The organism is Antrihabitans stalagmiti (assembly GCF_016482825.1).
GTDB lineage: Bacteria > Actinomycetota > Actinomycetes > Mycobacteriales > Mycobacteriaceae > Antrihabitans > Antrihabitans stalagmiti.
The window spans coordinates 419,273-437,965 of the sequence record NZ_JAEMNV010000001.1 but is presented as its reverse complement, the minus strand read 5'-3'; the positions used below and the strand labels follow the sequence as shown (position 1 = coordinate 437,965).

The following is an 18,693-nucleotide window of genomic DNA, read 5'->3' as shown; positions in this document are numbered from 1 at the left end:
TTTGTGAGCGCGACCGATTGGATGGCGTTGCTTGCGGCTGCCACCGCGGCGGGATGGGTGGACGCCGTTGTCGGCGGCGGTGGGCTGATCGTGCTACCTGTCCTGCTTCTCGTTGCGCCCACGCTCACACCTGCGCAGGCACTCGGCACGAACAAGTTGACGGCCATCGCCGGAACCAGTGCTGCGGTCGCCACGTTCGCCCGTAAGGTTCCGATGCAGTGGCGACTGATGGTTCCGGCAGGAGTGCTGGCCGCGGTGACGTCGGCTGTCGGTGCCGCGACCGTGTCACTGATCGACAAAGACCTGTTCGTTCCGATCATCATCGTTGTGCTGGTTGCCGTCGCAGTGTTCGTCACGGCACGGCCGAAGCTCGGTATGACGATGGCGACCCACCGACCGACGCAGTTGAAAGTCGCGCTGGTCGTCGGCATCGGCGCCGGATTGATCGGCTTCTACGACGGCCTGCTCGGCCCAGGTACGGGCACGTTTCTGATCATCGTGTTCGCGACGCTCCTCGGGACCGAATTCGTGCGCAGCGCGGCGATGGCCAAGGTGATCAACACCGGATCCAATCTCGGCGCTCTGATCTTCTTCGCCGCTACCGGCAATGTGTTGTGGGCGTTGGGATTGGCCATGGCAGCCTGCAACATCGTCGGCGCGATCTTCGGCTCGCGAATGGCACTGAGCAAAGGGTCGGGATTCGTCAGGATCGTGCTGCTCGTCGTCGTCGTCGCAATGGTTGCCCGGTTGGGTTGGCAGCAATTCGGCTAGGCCGTGTCTCGCATTCTTCGAGACTCGGCCTAGGTTCAATGGTCGCTACGCAAGCTTCGCGACTAGCGTGGTCGGCGTGAGACAAGTCGACGACGAGTTCCGCGCACTCCCCCTTCGCTCACTGGCCGACGCCGCGCTCGCCGCGGCACGGGCAGCCGGTGCCAGCCATGCCGACGTTCGGGTCCACCGGTTGGTCACACAGTCGATTCGGCTACGCGACGGCAAGGTACAAGCCGTCTCGGATTCCTCTGTCCTCGGTCTGGCGGTCCGCGTAATCGTCGACGGCACCTGGGGTTTCGCGTCGAACGCCGAACTGTCGCCCGATATCGCCGCACAGACAGCACGCCGAGCGGCACACGTCGCGACGACACTGCGCAGGCTCAATCGCGAAAACGTCGAGCTGGCACCGGAACCGGTGTACGACGAGGTGGTCTGGGTATCGCCGTACGAGGTCGACCCGTTCAACGTGCCGACAGCTGACAAGGTCGGGTTGCTGGCCGAATACAGCGGCAGACTCGCGGCGTCGGACGGTGTCGATCACACGACGGCAAGCGTTCTGCAAGTCAAAGAGCAAACGTTCTATGCGGATTCGGCCGGGTCGTCGATCACCCAGCAGCGGGTCAGGCTGCACCCACAGATCGAAGCGACGACAGTCGACCAGTCTGCAGGTGTCTTCGAGACGATGCGCACACTCGCCCCGCCCGTCGGCCGCGGCTGGGAGTACCTCAGCGACACACCGACATGGGACTGGTCGAGCGAACTTGCGCAGATCCCGGAGTGGCTGGCCGAGAAAGTCAAGGCGCCCAGCGTCGAATCGGGACCTACGGATCTGGTGATCGAACCGTCCAACCTGTGGCTCACCATCCACGAATCCATCGGCCACGCAACTGAATACGACCGTGCGATCGGCTACGAGGCTGCTTATGCCGGCACCTCGTTCGCGACCCCGGACAAGCTCGGCACCTTGAAGTACGGCACGCCGATCATGAACGTCACCGCCGATCGAACCGAGGAACACGGTCTCGCATCGATCGGGTTCGACGACGACGGCGTCGCCGGGCAACGCTGGGATCTCGTCCGCGACGGCATTCTGGTGGGCTATCAACTCGATCGGGTCTTCGCACCGCGGCTCGGCCTCGAACGATCCAACGGGTGCTCCTATGCCGACTCCCCACACCACGTTCCGATCCAGCGGATGGCGAACGTGTCGCTGCAGCCAGATCCGAACGTCGACACGACGACCGACGACCTGATCTCACGGGTGCAGAACGGCATCTACATCGTCGGCGACAAGTCGTGGTCGATCGATATGCAGCGCTACAACTTTCAATTCACAGGTCAGCGCTTCTTCCGGATTCGTAACGGCCGGTTGGACGGTCAGTTGCGCGACGTCGCATATCAGGCAACGACGACGGACTTCTGGGGTTCGATGGAGGCCGTCGGCGGACCGTCGACGTGGCGCCTCGGCGGTGCATTCAACTGCGGCAAAGCGCAACCAGGACAGGTCGCTGCGGTGAGTCACGGCTGCCCGTCGGTTCTGCTGCGCGGCATCAACATTCTCAACACCCGATCGGAGGCAGGACAGTGATCCCGGCACAGGAGGTTGTGGATCGCGCACTCGCGCACTCGCGCGCCGACGATGCGATTGTCATCGTCACGGATCAGAGCGAAGCAGCCCTGCGGTGGGCAGGCAATTCGATGACGACGAACGGGGTGTCGTCGTCACGTACCTGGACTGTCGTATCCATCGTTCGCGACGGCGCCGACACACAGGTCGGCAGTGTGACGTCGAGCAGTATCGATCCTGCCGACATAGCCGACGTCGTCCGTGCCAGCGAGGACGCTGCCCGTGGTGCAGCACCCGCCGACGACGCGATGCCGCTGCTCGGTGCAGTGTCGTCGCAGGATTGGGAATCGGGACCCGGCAACACCGATGTCGGCGTCTTTGCCGGTCTCACAGACGATCTCGCGCGCGGCTTCGACGGCCCCGATCGGCTCTACGGATTCGCACACCACACCGTCGACAGCACCTGGCTCGGCACCTCGACAGGTGTTCGACGCAGGCACGTCGCCCCGACCGGGTCGGTCGAGATCAACGGCAAGCGCGATCCCGACGCGAGCGCCTGGGTAGGTGCGGGCACCCTCGATTTCGCCGACGTGGATATTCCCGCGATGCTGGCCGAGTTGTCGACACGCCTCGATTGGGCAGGTAGACGGGTGGATCTTCCTGCGGGACGGTACGAAACGCTGCTGCCGCCATCGACCGTTGCGGACCTGATGATCTACCTGATGTGGACGATGGAAGGCCGCGGCGCGCAAGAGGGTCACACGGCGTTGTCCAAACCTGGCGGCACTCGTATCGGTGAAAAGTTGACCGAGTTGCCGCTGACGCTTTTCTCCGATCCTGCCGCGCCTGGACTGGAGACGACGCCGTTCGTCGTCGCCGGATCGTCGAGCGAGTCCGTATCGGTGTTCGACAACGGCATCGACGTCGACCGCGTCGACTGGGTGCGCGACGGCGTCGTCAACGCACTCGCCTACCCGCGTTCGGCGGCACAGGAATTCGACGCGACGTTCGCGGTCCCCGGTGAGAATCTGCTGCTCACAGGCGGATCGGCGGCGAGCATCGACGACATGGTCGCCCGCACCGAGCGTGGCCTGCTGCTGACCACGCTCTGGTATATCCGCGAGGTCGATCCCGCGACGTTGCTGCTCACCGGGCTCACCCGCGACGGCGTCTACCTCGTCGAGGACGGCGCAGTCACCGGCGCCGTCAACAACTTCCGGTTCAACGAGAGCCCGATCGATCTGCTTCGGCGGGTCAGCGAGGCCGGCGCGACGCAGCCGACACTCCCCCGCGAATGGAAAGACTGGTTCACCCGAACTGCGATGCCGCCGTTGCGGATACCGGACTTTCACATGTCTTCCGTCAGCCAGGCAACGTAGCCGCAGTGAACGGACCCAGTTCTGCGAACGTCAGGACCGTGTCGTCCTCGTAGTGCGGTCCGATGATCTGGACGCCGACTGGGAGTCCGTCGCTGGCGAGGCCCACAGGCGCACTCGCTGCGGGCAAGCCTGCGTAGGTGGCTGCGGCCGTCCAGAAGAAGAGTTCGTGGTACGGCCGAACACCGCGGTCGGTTGTCACGGTGCGGTCCCCGAACGACCGGGTTTCGTGGGGGAAAGCCGAGGCAATGCTGCTGGGGCACAGGAAGACATCGATCGTCTCGAAGTAGCGCGCCCACGCCGCTCTTACGGTCAGCCTGCGGTTCTCCGCCACGACGAAGTCGCGGTGCGACACACCGCCCTCGCCATCGAGGCAAAAGAACTCCTCGACCTGAAAGCCGAAGTCCTCGAACAGCTGTGCCGGGTCGATCCCGCTCGGCCAGCCTTCGACGACCTGGCAACCGAGTGTGCGTAGCGTATCGACGGTCTCCGTCAGCCTCGCGGTGATCTCGCCGGATACCGGTGCGGTCGGATCGTCGAGGACGTAGCCGACGCGAAAGTCTTGCAGGCGGCGGTGCCGCGGGGCAGGCAGGTGCCACGAGTACGCATGTGCTTCAGAGTTTTCGGGGCCGGCGGTGACCGAAAGTGCGAGCCGCAGATCGCGAGCCGATCGCGCCAGCGGACCGACAGCAGGCAGGTGCATCATGCCGACTGGAACGTCGGCCGGTCCGGGCGGTGCCATGCCGGTCGAGGGGACCGTCTCCGAGGTCGGACGAAGTCCGAACACTCCGCAGAAAGATGCGGGGTTCCTGATCGAGCCGCTGAGGTCGGTTCCGAACTCCAGGAACGACATTCGCGCCACCAATGCCGCAGCCGCGCCTCCACTCGATCCGCCCGGCGTGCGATCGGGCGCCAAGGGATTGTTGGTCACGCCGTACAGCGGGTTGGCACTTTGCAAGTCGGACAACATAAACGACAGGTTGGTCTTGCCGACGATGATCGCGCCTGCTGCCTTCAGCCGAGTGACGACAGTCGAATCCCGTTCGGTGACAATGCCTTCGAACGCCGGATTCCCCCAGGTGGTCGCCATACCCGCGACGTCGAAACTTTCCTTGACCGTCATCGGTACGCCGTGCAGAGGTCCGAGGATGTCACCGCGCGCCGTTGCTGCATCGGCCGCGTCGGCCTCGCTCAGTGCCGATTCGGCGCGAGATGCGATCACAGCATTGATGCCGGGATCGACAGCGGAGATGCGGTCGAGTAGTTGGGTCGTGATGTCCCGAGACGACGCCTCCTTGCGACGGATGAGGTCGGCGATGTCGGTGGCGTCGAAGCTGAGTATGTCGGTCATGACTCGATGTCTACCGGTTGACACTGTGTCAGGGTCAAGGGTCTCGCGCACGCGGACCCGCACTATCGTCGTCCGCATGGCCCGATCAGCAGATGTGCGCGAGGTACGCGACGGCGTGTTCCATGTGGCGGGCGCCGACGTCAACTGGATCTTGCTTCGCGAAGGGTCCGACGTGACCTTGATCGATGCCGGCTATCCCGGCTACGTCGACGCCGTCGAATCGTCGATTCGATCGATCGGTTCGCGACCAGAGGACGTGCGCGCAATCTTGTTGACCCACGCCCACATCGACCACATGGGCACGGTCAATCACTTTCACGACCGGTACGCGACACCGGCGTATCTGACGCCAACCGAAACGGCGCACGCACATCGCGATTACCTGGAGCAGGCCGGTGAACTCGATGTCGCGAAGAACATTTGGCGACCGGGTGTGCTCGCTTGGTCCTTGCGCATCACCCGCGCAGGTGCGACGCAGAAGATGTCGATTCCGCATGCCGAGCCGTTCCCGAATGCGGGCGCTTTGGATCTACCCGGAGCACCTGTCCCGATCGAGACGGCGGGCCACACATCCGGTCACTGCGCGTATCACCTACCGAACGTCGGTGCTGTGATCACCGGCGACGGCCTTGTCACCGGCCACTCGATCTCACGAATCTCCGGCCCGCAGTTGCTGCCCGCGATGTTCGAACACACCGCAGGCGGCTCGCGGCTGGGTCTGCATCCTCTGGAGTCGCTGGCTGCAGACGTCATCCTGCCGGGCCACGGTGCGCCCCACGAGGGCTCGATCGCCGAGGCGGTTGCCGTGGCGCGCGAACGGCAGGCTTGGTAGGCGGGCTCAGGCCTCGGTGACTGCGATTCCGATGGTGCCATCCTTGCCGCGGCGCAGAAGACTGGCTTTCATCGTCAGGAAGCCCATGATTCCGTACTTCTTCTGAATGACCGACCGCGCATGTTCGGTTGCCTTCGAGTCGAGCAATACCGCATGGCCCTTGACGACCGTGTCGCCCTTCAGCTTTCCGCGGATGTCGCAGGCTTGAATCGTGACGTCCGCGTTCCGCTTGATGCGCTTGACCTTCCACGAATCGGTCACCGTCCAGATCAGCAACTGCTTGCCGTCGAGAGCCGCCCACAGCGGAGTGGCGACGGGTGTGCCGTCTTTCCGGAAAGTCGTCAAGGATACGTATTGGGCTTTGCCGACCTCGTCGAACTCGTTGCTCATGCGGACCACCCTAGGCGGTGTGTAGAGAATCCGCCGAGGGCGGTCGAGGAGTTGGCGCGGCGCCGCGAGGAGGCTAACAACCTGTCGGTACCTCATGCCACTCTCTGCGGTGTCACGTTCTGCACAACATTCTGGGGGGAAGCAGATGACTATTACAGTCGACCGTTCGGCAGCCGATCACACACTGACCGTCGCCGAGCAGTGCAAGCAGGATCTCGGTGATCCGGCCTTGTGGATCGAGCGCGGATCGATGCGAAATTCGTTGGCGCTGTGCATCATCGATGCGATCCAATCGACGAGATCACAGTACAGCTCCGTCGCGAAGATCGTCGAACGCTACGCCGCGTACCGGGCGGGGCTCGGATCGGATGCACTGGCGGACAACGCAACCGACCTCATTCGGTCCTTCGACGATCTCGGCGGTCCAGCCGAGTGGGCAGACGCGATCGGCAACATGCGGCCGGTCTCGACCGTGCCGGGGGCACCGCTGAAAGCTGCAGCGATACTGCAAGCAGCAAAAGTGTTCACAACCAACAACATCGAGACGGCCGAACAACTACGCGACGTCGTCGATCTGGGCCCGATTCGCGAGCAGTGGACCGCGATCCCAGGCCAGAAGTCGGGACTCACGTGGAGCTACCTGACGATGCTGACCGATGTCGCTCTCGAGACGCCCGACCAGCTGGTGGTGCGTTACCTCGGCCGGGCGACGGCCACGATCAAGCTCGCACCCGCCGACGCCGCCGCCATCCTGCGGGACGTCGCCGAGCGATGTGGCTACGACTCCGATCGACTTGCCTACACCATCTGGCGTTTCGAATCCGGAAGACCTGTCGTGCAACAGGTTCAGGAGGAGTAGTACCTACCTACTCGCCCTCGAGTTCGCCTTCGGTTTCGAGGTACACCTGGCGCAGGCCATCGAGCGTGGCCTGTTCCGGGTTCTCCCACATCTCGCGCTGCGCCGCCTCGAGTAGCCGCTCCGCGATTCCGTGCAACGCCCACGGGTTGGATTGCTCCATGAACTTGCGGTTCTGTTCGTCGAACACGTAACTCTCGGCCAGCTTCTCGTACATCCAGTCTGCGACGACATTGGTTGTCGCGTCGTACCCGAAGAGGTAGTCCACCGTGGCGGCCATCTCGAACGCGCCCTTGTAGCCGTGGCGCCGCATGGCGTCGAGCCACTTCGGATTGACGACACGAGCGCGGAACACGCGGTTCGTCTCCTCGGACAGCGTCCGAGTGCGGACCGCATCGGGTCGAGTGCTGTCGCCGATGTAGGCCTCCGGATCCTTACCGGTCAACGCGCGGACGGTCGCGACCATGCCGCCGTGGTACTGGAAGTAGTCGTCGGAGTCGGCGATGTCGTGCTCGCGGGTGTCGGTGTTCTTGGCAGCAACGGCAATACGGCGATAGGCGGTCCGCATGTCGTCGGCTGCCGGCGCACCGTCGAGACCGCGGCCGTAGGCGTAGCCACCCCACGTGGTGTACACGGCAGCGAGGTCGGCATCGGTTCGCCAGCTCTTCGAATCGATCAGCTGCAGTAAACCTGCGCCGTAGGTCCCTGGCTTGGAACCGAATATGCGTGTGGTGGCACGTCTGTCGTCACCGTGCTCCGCGAGCGCCTCGAGCGTGTGCGCTCGGACGTAGTTCTGCTCCGCAGGCTCGTCCAGTGCCGCAACCAGTTGAACCGCGTCATCGAGAAGGGCAAGAACATGCGGGAAAGCATCACGGAAGAAGCCGCTGATGCGGACCGTCACGTCGATACGTGGGCGTCCCAATTCCTCGAGGGAGATCGCTTCCAACGAGATCACACGCCGCGACGCGTCGTCCCAAACCGGCCGGACACCGAGCAGCGCGAACACTTCGGCGATGTCGTCGCCGGAGGTGCGCATCGCACTGGTGCCCCACACCGACAGCCCGACCGACTTCGGAAACTCGCTGTGATCGGTGAGATAACGCTGCACAAGCGACTCGGCCATTGCTTGACCGGTCTCCCAGGCCAACTTGGACGGCACGGCCTTCGGGTCGACGGAGTAGAAGTTGCGACCGGTCGGCAGAACGTTGATCAGACCACGCAACGGCGACCCACTCGGGCCGGCAGGGATGAAGCCGCCGTCGAGTGCGTGCAGGATCCACTCGAGTTCGCGGTCGGTCTGCCGCAGCCGCGGGACGACCTCGGTCGCAGCGAAGCGCAGAATCGCTGCAACGGTCGCATCGTCGGTGAGCGAATCCGCCGCGTCCGCGTTCCAGTCGGCTTTCTGCAGCGCTGCCACCAAACCGCGCGCCTGCTCCTCCACCGCGTCGACCCGACCGCGATTCTCGTCGCCCTTCTCGCTGAGACCCAACGCTTCGCGAAGACCAGGAACGCTCTGTTCGCCACCCCACATCTGGCGGGCCCGCAGCATCGCCAGAACGAGGTCGACCTCGGCTTCACCACGCGGCGCTTCGCCGAGAATGTGCAGACCGTCGCGGATCTGGACATCCTTGATCTCGCACAACCAACCGTCGACGTGCAGCAGCATGTCGTCGAACGTGTCCTCGTCGGGACGTTCGGCCAAGCCGAGGTCGTGGTCCATTTTCGCGGCGCGCATCAGCGTCCAGATCTGCTGCCGGACCGCGGGAAGTTTCGCGGGATCCAGCGCCGACACGTTCTGATGCTCGTCGAGCAGTTGTTCGAGGCGTGCGATATCGCCGTAGCTTTCGGCACGCGCCATCGGTGGAATCAGATGATCGACCAGAGTCGCGTGCGCACGGCGCTTTGCCTGCGTGCCCTCGCCGGGATCGTTGACGAGGAAAGGGTAGATCAGCGGAAGATCACCGAGCGCGGCGTCGGTGCCACACGACGCGGACATTCCCATGGTCTTGCCGGGGAGCCATTCCAGGTTGCCGTGCTTGCCGAGGTGTACGAGGGCGTCGGCGCCGAAGGACTCTCGAATCCAGCAGTAGGCGGCCAAGTAATGGTGGCTCGGCGGCAGATCGGGATCGTGGTAGATGGCGACCGGGTTCTCACCGAAACCACGTGGCGGCTGCACCATGATGACTATCTTGCCGAATTCCATTGCTGCGATGACGATCTCGCCTGCGGGGTCGGCCGTGCGGTCGACATACAGCTCGCCCGGCGCTGCTCCCCAATGCTCTTCGACACCAGCACGGAGATCCTCGGGCAGTGTCTCGAACCAACGCCCATAGCTCGCTGCGGAGATCCGAATCGGATTGCCTTCGAGTTGCCCTGCGGTGAGCCAGTCGGGATCTTGGCCGCCGGCCGCAATCAACGCATGGACGAGTGCGTCACCGTCCTGGGCCGCGAGGCCGGGAATCGTGTCTTCGGGCCCCAAATCGTATCCAGCGGTAGCCATTTCAGCGAGCAGCCGCACAGCGCTTGCTGGTGTGTCGAGTCCGACGGCGTTGCCGATGCGCGCATGCTTCGTCGGATACGCCGAGAACATCAGCGCGATGCGTCGCTCCCCCGCCGGAATGTGCCGCAGTCGCGCGTGGCGAACGGCGATGCCCGCGACTCGCGCAGCGCGCTCCGGATCGGGGACGTAGGTGGACAGACCGTCGGCGTCGAACTCCTTGAACGAGAACGGAACCGTGATGATGCGTCCGTCGAATTCCGGAACGGCGACCTGGGTCGCGACATCGAGCGGCGACAATCCGTCGTCGTTGGCCGCCCACGCCTCACGACGACTCGTCAGGCACAACCCCTGCAGTATCGGCACATCCAGATCTGCGAGCTCGCCGATGTCCCACGCCTCGTCGTCGCCTCCCGCCGACGCTGTGGACGGTTTGGTGCCGCCGGCAGCGAGAACCGTGACGATCAGCGCATCGGCCTGGCGAAGTGTGTGCAGCAGTTCGGGTTCGGCGGTCCGCAGCGACGCGCAGTAGATCGGCAACGCGCGACCACCTGCGGTTTCGATTGCGGCGCAGAGCGCTTCGATATAGGCCGTGTTGCCTGCCAACTGCTGAGCGCGGTAGTAGAGCACCGCGATCACGGGTCCGGCCACGGCCGCCTCGGTCCGCTCGAGCAAACCCCAACTCGGAGTGTGCACCGGCGGGGTGAACCCGTGCCCGGTGAGCAGCACGGTGTCGGAGAGGAAGTGAAACAGCTGAGCAAGGTTGTCCGGCCCGCCCGCGGCGAGATAGTTGTGCGCTTGCGCCGCGACACCGCCGGGAACGGTCGAGCACTCCATCAGTTCGGCGTCGGGTGCGTTCTCACCACCGAGCGCGACGACGGGAATGCCGCTCGCGAGCAGCGCGTCGAGGCCGTCTTCCCACATCCGTTTGCCACCGAGGATTCGGACGACGACGAGGTCGGCACCGTCGAGGAGCGCCGGCAGATCGTCGACGAGCAAGCGGGCGGGATTTGCCCAGCGATAGTCGGCGCCGCTCGCACGTGCACAGAGCAGGTCGGTATCCGAGGTCGAGAGCAGCAGAATCACGGGTCAGCCTTTCCTCGGGGTTGCGCGCCCCGTCGGGTAGTCGCTCGCCGACCGAAGATCTGGCTTTCAGCGCAGACGTGGACCGTCTGGCCGAGTCACAGTGGCGCGACCGCACCGGAATCTCACCGGTTTCCTCGTCTGCCGCCGAGCACTCGGATCCTACGGCACTGCACCGTACGCTGGATTCGTGTCTCGATCCCGGCCCGACGCCTGCCCCGGTGCCCTGCAGGTACACCACGCTGCCGACGGTGCCCTTGCACGTGTCCGGCTGCCCGGCGGACTGCTCACGCCCGATCAGTTGACCACTCTCGCCGACGCCGCCATCGACCTCGGCAACGGCGACATCGAACTCACAGTGCGCGGAAACGTGCAGCTACGCGCCGTATCGGACCCCGCTGCACTCGCGGACCGACTAGCCGAGGCAGGTCTGCTGCCGTCCGCGACACACGAACGTGTTCGCAACATCGTCGCCTCGCCGCTGTCCGGTCGCATCAGCGGACTCGTCGATGTCCGTGAGCACGTTCTCGGACTCGACGCCGCCATCCGCGCCGACGCCGTGCTCGCCGAACTTCCCGGCCGCGTCCTGCTGTCGATAGACGACGGTCGCGGCGACGTCAGTGGACTCGGCGCTGACATCGGTCTACACGCCGTCTCGGACCGCGAGTTCGCGCTCGTGCTTGCTGGCGCAGACACCGGTGCACGCGTATCGATCGACGACGGTGTCGACTACGCGATCCGAGCCGCACTTGCATTCGTCGACCACCGCAGCGACGAGTGGCGGCTGGCGGAACTCGAAGGCGGCGTCGGCACACTCCTCGACAGCCTCGGCCTCGTCGGCGACGCCGACCCGCTCACCTTCGAGCCGCCCGAACTGCCGCCGATCGGTTGGCTCCCCCAGGACGACGGCCTCGTCAGCCTCGGCGCCGGCGTGCGGCTCGGCATTCTGCCTGCCCGAACCGCTCAGTTTCTCGCCGCGATCGAACGCCCGATCATCGTGACGCCGTGGCGGTCGATCATCATCGCGGACCTCGACGAATGGGCAGCGGAACAGGTGGTGCGCGTCCTCGCGCCGAAAGGACTGATCTTCGACAGCGAATCGCCCTGGTTGCGGATCAGCGCGTGCACCGGCAAACCCGGTTGCGACAAGTCACGTGCCGACGTCCGAGCGGACGTGACAGACGCTGTCGAGAACGACGAACTGCCTACTGCCGGACGTCAGCACTGGGTCGGTTGCGACCGAAAATGTGGACGTCCACGCGGCGACGTGACCGACGTCGTCGCTACCGACGCGGGGTATGTCGTCGACTGACTTAGCTCTGTATCTATCGTTGCCTCATGCTCGACTACATCCGCGACGGCGCCGAGATCTACCGCCGATCGTTCGCAACCATCCGCGCCGAAGCCGATCTGACCGCGCTTCCTGCCGATGTGTCGCAGGTCGTCGTGCGCATGATTCACGCCTGCGGCCAGGTCGATCTGACCGAGGACATCGCCTTCACACCCAACGTCGTCAGGGTCGCTCGCGCTGCATTACACGCCGGAGCACCCATTCTGTGTGACACCCGAATGGTCGCCGCGGGAGTGACCCGCCGCCGCTTGCCCGCCGACAACGACGTGGTCTGCACCCTGCCCGATCCGCGGGTGGCTGTCCTCGCCGAAGCGCTCCAGACAACCCGCTCGGCCGCGGCCCTCGAGCTGTGGCGTGACCGCCTCGAAGGTGCGGTCGTCGCGATCGGCAACGCCCCGACCGCGCTGTTCCATCTGCTCGACCTGGTGGAGCACGGTGGTCCGCGACCTGCGGCGGTGGTCGGTGGACCTGTCGGCTTCATCGGCGCCGTCGAATCCAAGGACGCTCTCGTCGAACAGGCGGCCGCTCTCGGAATCGAATACCTGGTTGTCCGCGGCCGGCGCGGGGGCAGCGCGATCACGGCGGCGGCACTGAACGGTATCGCGAGCGAAATCGAGTGACCGACAAGACCTTCGGCAAACTATGGGGCGTCGGTCTCGGACCAGGCGATCCCGAGTTGGTGACCGTCAAGGCCGCGAAGGTGATCGCCGCGGCCGACGTCGTCGCGTTTCACAGCGCAGCCCACGGGCGAAGCATCTCCCGCGCCATCGCGGAGCCGTACCTGCGGGGAGACCAGATCGAGGAGCACCTCGTCTATCCGGTCACGACGGAGACGACGGATCACCCCGGCGGCTACCAGGGGGCTATCGACGAGTTCTACGCTGCATCCGCGGAACGTCTTGCCGCACATCTCGAAGCGGGGCGCAGCGTCGCGCTGCTCGCCGAAGGCGATCCGCTGTTCTACAGCTCCTACATGCACATGCACAAACGGCTGGTCGAACGGTTCGAGGCCGAGATCGTTCCCGGCGTCACGTCGGTCAGTGCCGCCGCAGCCGCTCTGGGAACACCGCTGTGCGAAGGCGACGAGGTGCTGACCATCTTGCCGGGGACATTGCCGGAAGCCGAACTCGCGCGCCGACTCGCCGACACCGATGCAGCCGCGATCATGAAGCTCGGCCGAACCTATCCCACCGTGCGACAGGCACTCTCGGATTCGGGTCGACTCGACGAGGCACGTTATGTCGAACGGGCAAGCACAGGTAGGCAGCGCGTCCTCGGCGCAGCGGACGTGGTCGACGACGACGTGCCCTACTTCTCGATCGTCCTCGTTCCAGGTGCTGGCAATGCTCGCACCCCGGCGCCGCAGCCGGACGTGACCGGTGAGGTCGTCGTCGTCGGCCTCGGGCCCGGCGCGCGGGAATGGACCACTCCGGAGGTCCGCACCGAACTCGAACGGGCGACCGATCTCGTCGGCTACGGACCCTATCTGGATCGCGTCGCGCATCGCTTGGGTCAGCGTCGCCACGCTAGCGACAACCGTGTCGAGTCGGAGCGTGCTGCAATGGCTTTGGATCTAGCCAAACGTGGGGCGCGGGTGTGTGTGGTGTCCTCGGGCGACCCTGGCGTATTTGCCATGGCGGCCGCGGTGCTCGAAGTCGCGACCGAAGAGCAATGGCGCGGGGTGCCGGTTCGTGTACTACCGGGAATGACCGCCGCCAACGCTGTTGCCAGCCGGGTCGGCGCACCGCTCGGCCACGATTACGCCGTCATCTCGCTCTCGGACCGATTGAAGCCATGGGACGTTGTCGCCAAACGTATTTCGGCTGCCGCCGCCTCGGACATGGCGATCGCCGTCTACAACCCGGCGTCGCGGTCGCGGACCTGGCAGGTGGGTGCGATGCGAGATCTCCTGCTCGAGTATCGATCTCCGGACACCCCGGTGATCATCGGGCGCGATGTCGCCGGACCTACCGAGAGTGTGCGGGTGGTACAGCTCGCCGAACTCGATCCAGCCGACGTGGACATGCGGACGCTGCTGATCATCGGATCGTCGACGACAACGATTCACCACACCGACGACACCACAAGGGTTTTCACCTCCAGGCGGTATCCGGAACAATGACTGGATCGGTCAGCCGCGCGGCTCGGGTCACCGCATCCATCGGCATCGCCGCGGTCGTCGGTGCGAACGTCTGGATCCGGCTCGCGGCGGCCGGCCGGATCCGCACACCCGCCGAGGCGCCGACGACGGCGGTTGCGATCGTGCTCGGCGCACAGGTCCGCGACGGCCAACCGATGTCGTTTCTCGCCGGCCGTCTCGACACCGCTGTGCAGCTGTTTCACGAAGGTCGCGTCGGTGTGGTGCTGGTATCGGGCGACGGCAACGGCAGCTCCGGCGACGAGATCGCCGCGATGACCGAATACCTTGTCGGCAAAGGTATTCCACACGAGCGCATCGTCGGCGATCCGCTCGGTCTACGCACCTACGACACGTGCGCACGAGCCGTGCACACCTTCGGTATCGAGCGGGCACTCGTCGTCTCGCAGGCTTTTCACGTGCCTCGAATCGTCGCACTGAGCCGTCGGGTTGGACTGGACGCTGTTGGTGTCAACAGCGAATGCAATTGTCGTGCAACGTCATTGGCGCGCAATCGCGGTAGGGAATGGCTGCTCGCCAGACCGCGGGCGGTGGTGGATATTCTCCTGCGGCACGGACCGACGGTGGTCTCCGAGCCGGACGACGCCATCGAAAAGGCCCTTGCAGCTCTAGGCTGACGCGCTGCCTCGCACGACTCGGAGCCAACTCACCACGCCATCGACAGTGTCGACAACAGAGGCGCCGACGCCGAGGACGGGCCGATCGACCACGATTGCCGGCAAACCACGCATTCGGGCGGCGGCAAGTTTCGCGACGGTCTGATCGCCGCCGCTGTTCTTCGTGACAAGCACGTCGATGCCATGACTATCGAGCAGCGCTAGCTCGTGCTCCACAGTGAAAGGTCCACGCTCGAGCAGCAATTCGTGCCTCGGGGGCAGCGCCCGATTCGGTGGATCGATCGCCCGGATCAGGAACCACGCTCCTACCCCGGCAAAGACATCGACGTCCTGCCGCCCGATCGTCAGAAAGACACGATCGCCGAACTCCGGAATCACCGTCGCCGCAGCAGCCATCGATTCGACAGGAGTCCAGCGGTCACCGGGCTCTGGTTGCCACGGTGGCCGTCGAAGGACTAGATAAGGCAATCCGAGTGCGGTGGCAGCGTCGATCGCGTTGTTGGTCATCCGTGCCGCGAACGGGTGGGTGGCTACGACGAGGGCATCGATCAGGTTCTCGTGCAACCAGTCTCGCAAACCTTCGGCACCGCCGAAACCACCGACCCGCACCTCACCGGCTGGTAGCCGGGGAGTGCGCAGCCGACCGGCGAGGGAGGAAACGACATCGATTCCTGGCTCGCCGGTCAACAGTTCGGCGAGACGACGCGCTTCACCCGACCCGCCGAGCAGCAGAACTTTCACCCAGTGCTCATGGCTGACCCGTGAGGTACTGGTATCCCGCATCGAGCAGCGGCTGACCGCCGGTGTTGACTGCACCGACCACCGCGCCGATAGCCGCTCCGATCAGTACGCCGGGGATGCAGCCGACGACGATCCCGATGATGCAGCCCGTCACGAGGCCGATGCCTGCGCCGATTGCAGCGGCAACACCGATACCGAAGGACGCGCGATTGAGCTCGTACAGAAAGCGATCCTGAGCGCTGACATCCTGCAGAATCGCTGCGCTCGCCGGGCTCACCGATGGCGTCAGAGTCAAACTGCGACCCGCCGCATCGATGGCGGGAGCAACCGACACCTGTTGGCCCGCAACGTCGAACACCAAGGGAATCTCGGTGACGAGCGCGCCGGCGTCGTTGGTCAGACTGACGGCAGTTCCCGCCCTCGTCAGCGTGAATGCGCCTGCATCGACGATTGTCGTCACGGCCTGGCCCGATACTTCCGTGCGATAGCCGACGCCGCCGTCGCTGTTCTCGAACCCCGGGGGTGCGGGTGCGGCGTGCGCGGTGCCTGCTGTGATGCCGACCGCGGCAATGGCCATGACTGCAATGGTTGTGAGCTTTCCGACCTTCATTCGGTGTTCTCCCCTGTTCTACTGGACTTGTGCCCAGCTCCCACTGAAACCTTAGCGTCGCTCATCGTCAGGTGCCATGGCTTACTGTGCCCCCAAAATCAACTGCGCGACGGGGAGTTGGGGTCGCCAGGTGGTGAATCTGCCGAGCGGTTCCCCACGATGAACCTGCAAGCGCCGCAACGTTCCACCGAACTTCGAAGACCACTCGACCAGCAACGCTTCCGACTCGGCGGTCACCGCGTTGGCGACGAGGCGCCCGCCGGGGGCGAGTCGGTCCCAGCAGGCTTCCAACAGGCTAGGCACAGTGACTCCCCCGCCGACGAAGATGGCGTCGGGCGCAGGTGCATCCCCGAATGCCGCCGGTGCTGCGCCACGAACCGACACACCGGGGACGCCGAGTGCACGAGCGTTGTCTTCGATGGTCGAGACCCGTGCCGCGACGTGCTCGAATGCGATGGCACGACACAACGAACTGGTCCTGCACCACTCGATCGCGATGCTTCCGGAGCCTGCTCCGACATCCCAGAGCAGCTCGCCGGGCGCCGGTGCCAGGGCACTCAGCGTCAGCGCCCGAACCTCCTGTTTGGTCAGCTGGCCGTCACCGCCGAAGGCATCGTCAGGCAAGCCTGGGATACGGGTGAGCCTGCGACCAGCGACCTCGGCGACACACGTCACCGCGACGACGTTCAACGCAGCGCCGGCGGGATACGTCCACGTCTGCGCCACACCGTCGACCCGTCTCTCCGCAGGTCCACCCAGCTGCTCGAGAACGCTCACGGTCGACGCTCCGAACCCGTTGGTGCACAACAACTCGACGATCTCCCCGGGAGTCTGCGCGCCACGACTGAGCACGACGATGCGACCGGTGTCGTACAGCGCGGGCAGCAACGTCTCGACCGGGCGATCGACAAGACTCACCACCGCTGTGTCGGCTACAGCCCAGCCCAACCGCGCACAGGCGAGCGACACCGACGACGCCTGCGGTAGCACCTCGAGACGGTCGGCCCCGAGCAACCGCGCGAGTGTCACCCCGATGCCGTGGAACATCGGATCACCGCTGGCCAGAACGCAGATCCTTTGCTGCGCATACCGATCGAACAATCCTGGCAGCGCAGGTACGAGCGGTGTCGGCCACGCCACCCGCTCCGCTGAACCGACGTCGACGAGGTCGAGTTGCCGTCGCGAACCCAGCAGCACGTCGCATTCGGCAAGCTCTCGTAGTGCTCGACGCGAGAGCCCGTCGACACCGTCGGCGCCGATCCCGACAACGACAACCCGTTCGGTCACCTCGGCAACCGTCGCCAGACGGCTCGTGGCACGAACCGCGTCGCAAAGTACATCGGCCGCAATGCCTTCGGCACCCAGACCACGTTCGACCGCTTCGACAACCCCGCGATCACGCCCTCTGCCACATCGGGCGGAGTACTCGAAAACGGCGCGGGCGACATACCTTCGGTCATTCGTCCGATCACGAAGCCCGATCGGATCAGCAGCAGATGAACACCGCTGCCTACCAACGCATCCGCGAGACCCGACGCGAATCCGTCGAGTCCGGCCTTCGCCGAGCCGTAGACGTAATTGGCGCGCCGGACTCGGAAGCCGGCGAAGGAGCTGAACACGACGAGATGCCCATCACGTTGTGCTCGAAGGATTTTCGCGAGATGGGTCAGGACGCTCACCTGTGCGACGAAGTCGGTGTGGACCACCTCGACGGCATGCGTCGCGTCCGTGCTGGCGCGATCCTGATCACCGAGAATGCCGAATGCGAGAATTGCGACGCCGATTCGACCGTGGTCGGCGACGATCGCATCCAGTATCGGACCGTGGTCTGCCACCGCGTCGGCGTCGAATTCGACGACATGCACCGCACTCGCACCCCGATCGAGCAGACGCTGCCGTTCGGCATCGAGTTCGGTACTGCGTCGGGCGGCGAGTACGACGGTCCGACCGGCCACGAGTCGATCGGCAATTTCGAGTCCGATCTCGCTGCGCCCGCCGAGCAGCACAACCGAACCCTGCGCGAGAGTCTTCGATCCGAAAGCCATGGCAGTCAGTTTCCTCGATTACCGTCGTGGCATGCCGACCACCCCCTCCGACGCCGTCACCGTCCTGACCGAGACCGCACTCGCCTTCGTACGCGAGCGTCATCTCGCAACCCTCACGACTTTGCGCGCGGACGGCACCCCGCACGTCGTCGCCGTCGGGTTCACCTGGGACCCGGAAGCAGGCAAGGCGCGCGTCATCACCAGCGGCGGATCGCAGAAGGCGCTCAATGCCGGCCGAGGTGCCTACGGGGCGGTGTCGCAGGTGGATGGTGGCCGGTGGCTGACCTTGGAAGGTCCAGCCGTTGTCCTCACCGATCCCGACGCGGTCGCCGATGCGGTAGCTCGATATGCGGTGCGTTATCGCCAACCACGGGTCAATCCAGCCCGCGTCGTCGTCGAGATAGACGTGCGACGGGTCCTCGGATCGTCCCTACTGCGCTGACAGGGC

Annotated in this window: 17 protein-coding genes; 10 read left to right on the top strand and 7 right to left on the bottom strand. The window is 65.0% G+C overall.

The window, feature by feature from the left end; translation table 11 throughout:
• Window positions 1–21 precede the first annotated feature (21 nt).
• From JGU71_RS02080 to JGU71_RS02070, 3 genes are all read left to right on the top strand, one after another.
• The gene (locus tag JGU71_RS02080) at window positions 22–771 is read left to right on the top strand and encodes a TSUP family transporter (RefSeq protein WP_233528706.1); all 750 of its coding nucleotides are present in this window, start codon (window positions 22–24) and stop codon (window positions 769–771) included.
• A 67-nt stretch (window positions 772–838) separates the two neighbouring features.
• Window positions 839–2,359 (top strand): TldD/PmbA family protein, encoded by a 1,521-nt coding sequence (locus JGU71_RS02075; protein ID WP_199701482.1) that lies wholly within the window; start codon window positions 839–841, stop codon window positions 2,357–2,359.
• Window positions 2,356–3,717 carry a metallopeptidase TldD-related protein gene (locus tag JGU71_RS02070; RefSeq protein WP_199701480.1) on the top strand — a complete coding sequence of 454 codons (1,362 nt, stop codon included), beginning with the start codon at window positions 2,356–2,358 and terminating at the stop codon, window positions 3,715–3,717. The genes JGU71_RS02075 and JGU71_RS02070 overlap by 4 nt, the downstream gene beginning before the upstream one ends.
• Here the strand turns inward: JGU71_RS02070 and JGU71_RS02065 are convergent.
• Window positions 3,701–5,065: an amidase family protein gene (locus JGU71_RS02065; RefSeq protein ID WP_199701478.1), complete on the bottom strand. Its 1,365-nt coding sequence runs from the start codon at window positions 5,063–5,065 to the stop codon at window positions 3,701–3,703. The genes JGU71_RS02070 and JGU71_RS02065 overlap by 17 nt on opposite strands.
• 76 nt (window positions 5,066–5,141) lie before the next feature.
• On the opposite strand from JGU71_RS02065, the gene JGU71_RS02060 reads away from it, so the two are divergent.
• Window positions 5,142–5,897, top strand: a complete 756-nt coding sequence (locus tag JGU71_RS02060) for an MBL fold metallo-hydrolase (RefSeq protein WP_199701476.1) — start codon at window positions 5,142–5,144, stop codon at window positions 5,895–5,897.
• Between the two features lie 6 nt (window positions 5,898–5,903).
• On the opposite strand, the gene JGU71_RS02055 is transcribed toward JGU71_RS02060, so the two are convergent.
• Window positions 5,904–6,287, bottom strand: a complete 384-nt coding sequence (locus tag JGU71_RS02055) for a PPOX class F420-dependent oxidoreductase (protein WP_199701473.1) — start codon at window positions 6,285–6,287, stop codon at window positions 5,904–5,906.
• Window positions 6,288–6,432: 145 nt separating this feature from the next.
• Between JGU71_RS02055 and JGU71_RS02050 the strand changes: the two genes are divergently transcribed.
• Window positions 6,433–7,146: a DUF8548 family protein gene (locus JGU71_RS02050; RefSeq protein WP_199701471.1), complete on the top strand. Its 714-nt coding sequence runs from the start codon at window positions 6,433–6,435 to the stop codon at window positions 7,144–7,146.
• Window positions 7,147–7,153: 7 nt separating this feature from the next.
• On the opposite strand, the gene JGU71_RS02045 is transcribed toward JGU71_RS02050, so the two are convergent.
• Window positions 7,154–10,726: a cobaltochelatase subunit CobN gene (locus JGU71_RS02045; RefSeq protein WP_199701469.1), complete on the bottom strand. Its 3,573-nt coding sequence runs from the start codon at window positions 10,724–10,726 to the stop codon at window positions 7,154–7,156.
• Window positions 10,727–10,913: 187 nt separating this feature from the next.
• On the opposite strand from JGU71_RS02045, the gene cobG reads away from it, so the two are divergent.
• Genes cobG through JGU71_RS02025 form a run of 4 tightly spaced genes read left to right on the top strand, consistent with a single transcriptional unit; the run spans window position 10,914 to window position 14,849 of the window.
• On the top strand, window positions 10,914–12,035 hold the full coding sequence (gene cobG / locus JGU71_RS02040) for a precorrin-3B synthase (RefSeq protein WP_199701467.1): 1,122 nt from the start codon (window positions 10,914–10,916) through the stop codon (window positions 12,033–12,035).
• A gap of 26 nt (window positions 12,036–12,061) precedes the next feature.
• Window positions 12,062–12,694: a precorrin-8X methylmutase gene (locus tag JGU71_RS02035; RefSeq protein ID WP_199701465.1), complete on the top strand. Its 633-nt coding sequence runs from the start codon at window positions 12,062–12,064 to the stop codon at window positions 12,692–12,694.
• Window positions 12,691–14,196 carry a precorrin-2 C(20)-methyltransferase gene (locus JGU71_RS02030; protein WP_199701463.1) on the top strand — a complete coding sequence of 502 codons (1,506 nt, stop codon included), beginning with the start codon at window positions 12,691–12,693 and terminating at the stop codon, window positions 14,194–14,196. The genes JGU71_RS02035 and JGU71_RS02030 overlap by 4 nt, the downstream gene beginning before the upstream one ends.
• Window positions 14,193–14,849 carry a SanA/YdcF family protein gene (locus tag JGU71_RS02025; protein WP_199701462.1) on the top strand — a complete coding sequence of 219 codons (657 nt, stop codon included), beginning with the start codon at window positions 14,193–14,195 and terminating at the stop codon, window positions 14,847–14,849. The genes JGU71_RS02030 and JGU71_RS02025 overlap by 4 nt, the downstream gene beginning before the upstream one ends.
• On the opposite strand, the gene JGU71_RS02020 is transcribed toward JGU71_RS02025, so the two are convergent.
• From JGU71_RS02020 to dprE2, 4 genes are all read right to left on the bottom strand, one after another.
• Window positions 14,841–15,632 (bottom strand): cobalt-precorrin-6A reductase, encoded by a 792-nt coding sequence (locus tag JGU71_RS02020; protein ID WP_199701460.1) that lies wholly within the window; start codon window positions 15,630–15,632, stop codon window positions 14,841–14,843. The genes JGU71_RS02025 and JGU71_RS02020 overlap by 9 nt on opposite strands.
• Window positions 15,598–16,200 (bottom strand): DUF8020 domain-containing protein, encoded by a 603-nt coding sequence (locus tag JGU71_RS02015; RefSeq protein WP_199701458.1) that lies wholly within the window; start codon window positions 16,198–16,200, stop codon window positions 15,598–15,600. Before JGU71_RS02015 ends, JGU71_RS02020 begins: the two co-directional genes overlap by 35 nt.
• An 81-nt stretch (window positions 16,201–16,281) precedes the next feature.
• Entirely contained in the window at window positions 16,282–17,487 is a 1,206-nt protein-coding gene (gene cbiE / locus JGU71_RS02010) for a precorrin-6y C5,15-methyltransferase (decarboxylating) subunit CbiE (RefSeq protein ID WP_199701457.1), read from the bottom strand.
• On the bottom strand, window positions 17,484–18,245 hold the full coding sequence (dprE2, locus tag JGU71_RS02005) for a decaprenylphospho-beta-D-erythro-pentofuranosid-2-ulose 2-reductase (RefSeq protein WP_199701456.1): 762 nt from the start codon (window positions 18,243–18,245) through the stop codon (window positions 17,484–17,486). The genes cbiE and dprE2 overlap by 4 nt, the downstream gene beginning before the upstream one ends.
• Window positions 18,246–18,276: 31 nt before the next feature.
• Between dprE2 and JGU71_RS02000 the strand changes: the two genes are divergently transcribed.
• On the top strand, window positions 18,277–18,687 hold the full coding sequence (locus tag JGU71_RS02000) for a PPOX class F420-dependent oxidoreductase (RefSeq protein ID WP_199701451.1): 411 nt from the start codon (window positions 18,277–18,279) through the stop codon (window positions 18,685–18,687).
• Window positions 18,688–18,693: the final 6 nt, after the last annotated feature.

What these genes read in the sequence shown, in the direction of transcription:
- JGU71_RS02080 (WP_233528706.1), top strand. Translation starts at nt 22, where the DNA reads ATGGCGTTGCTTGCGGCTGCCACCGCGGCGGGATGGGTGGACGCCGTT.
- JGU71_RS02065 (WP_199701478.1), bottom strand. Translation starts at nt 5,065, where the DNA reads ATGACCGACATACTCAGCTTCGACGCCACCGACATCGCCGACCTCATC.
- JGU71_RS02060 (WP_199701476.1), top strand. Translation starts at nt 5,142, where the DNA reads ATGGCCCGATCAGCAGATGTGCGCGAGGTACGCGACGGCGTGTTCCAT.
- JGU71_RS02055 (WP_199701473.1), bottom strand. Translation starts at nt 6,287, where the DNA reads ATGAGCAACGAGTTCGACGAGGTCGGCAAAGCCCAATACGTATCCTTG.
- JGU71_RS02050 (WP_199701471.1), top strand. Translation starts at nt 6,433, where the DNA reads ATGACTATTACAGTCGACCGTTCGGCAGCCGATCACACACTGACCGTC.
- JGU71_RS02035 (WP_199701465.1), top strand. Translation starts at nt 12,062, where the DNA reads ATGCTCGACTACATCCGCGACGGCGCCGAGATCTACCGCCGATCGTTC.
- JGU71_RS02025 (WP_199701462.1), top strand. Translation starts at nt 14,193, where the DNA reads ATGACTGGATCGGTCAGCCGCGCGGCTCGGGTCACCGCATCCATCGGC.
- JGU71_RS02020 (WP_199701460.1), bottom strand. Translation starts at nt 15,632, where the DNA reads ATGCGGGATACCAGTACCTCACGGGTCAGCCATGAGCACTGGGTGAAA.
- JGU71_RS02015 (WP_199701458.1), bottom strand. Translation starts at nt 16,200, where the DNA reads ATGAAGGTCGGAAAGCTCACAACCATTGCAGTCATGGCCATTGCCGCG.
- dprE2 (WP_199701456.1), bottom strand. Translation starts at nt 18,245, where the DNA reads ATGGCTTTCGGATCGAAGACTCTCGCGCAGGGTTCGGTTGTGCTGCTC.
- JGU71_RS02000 (WP_199701451.1), top strand. Translation starts at nt 18,277, where the DNA reads ATGCCGACCACCCCCTCCGACGCCGTCACCGTCCTGACCGAGACCGCA.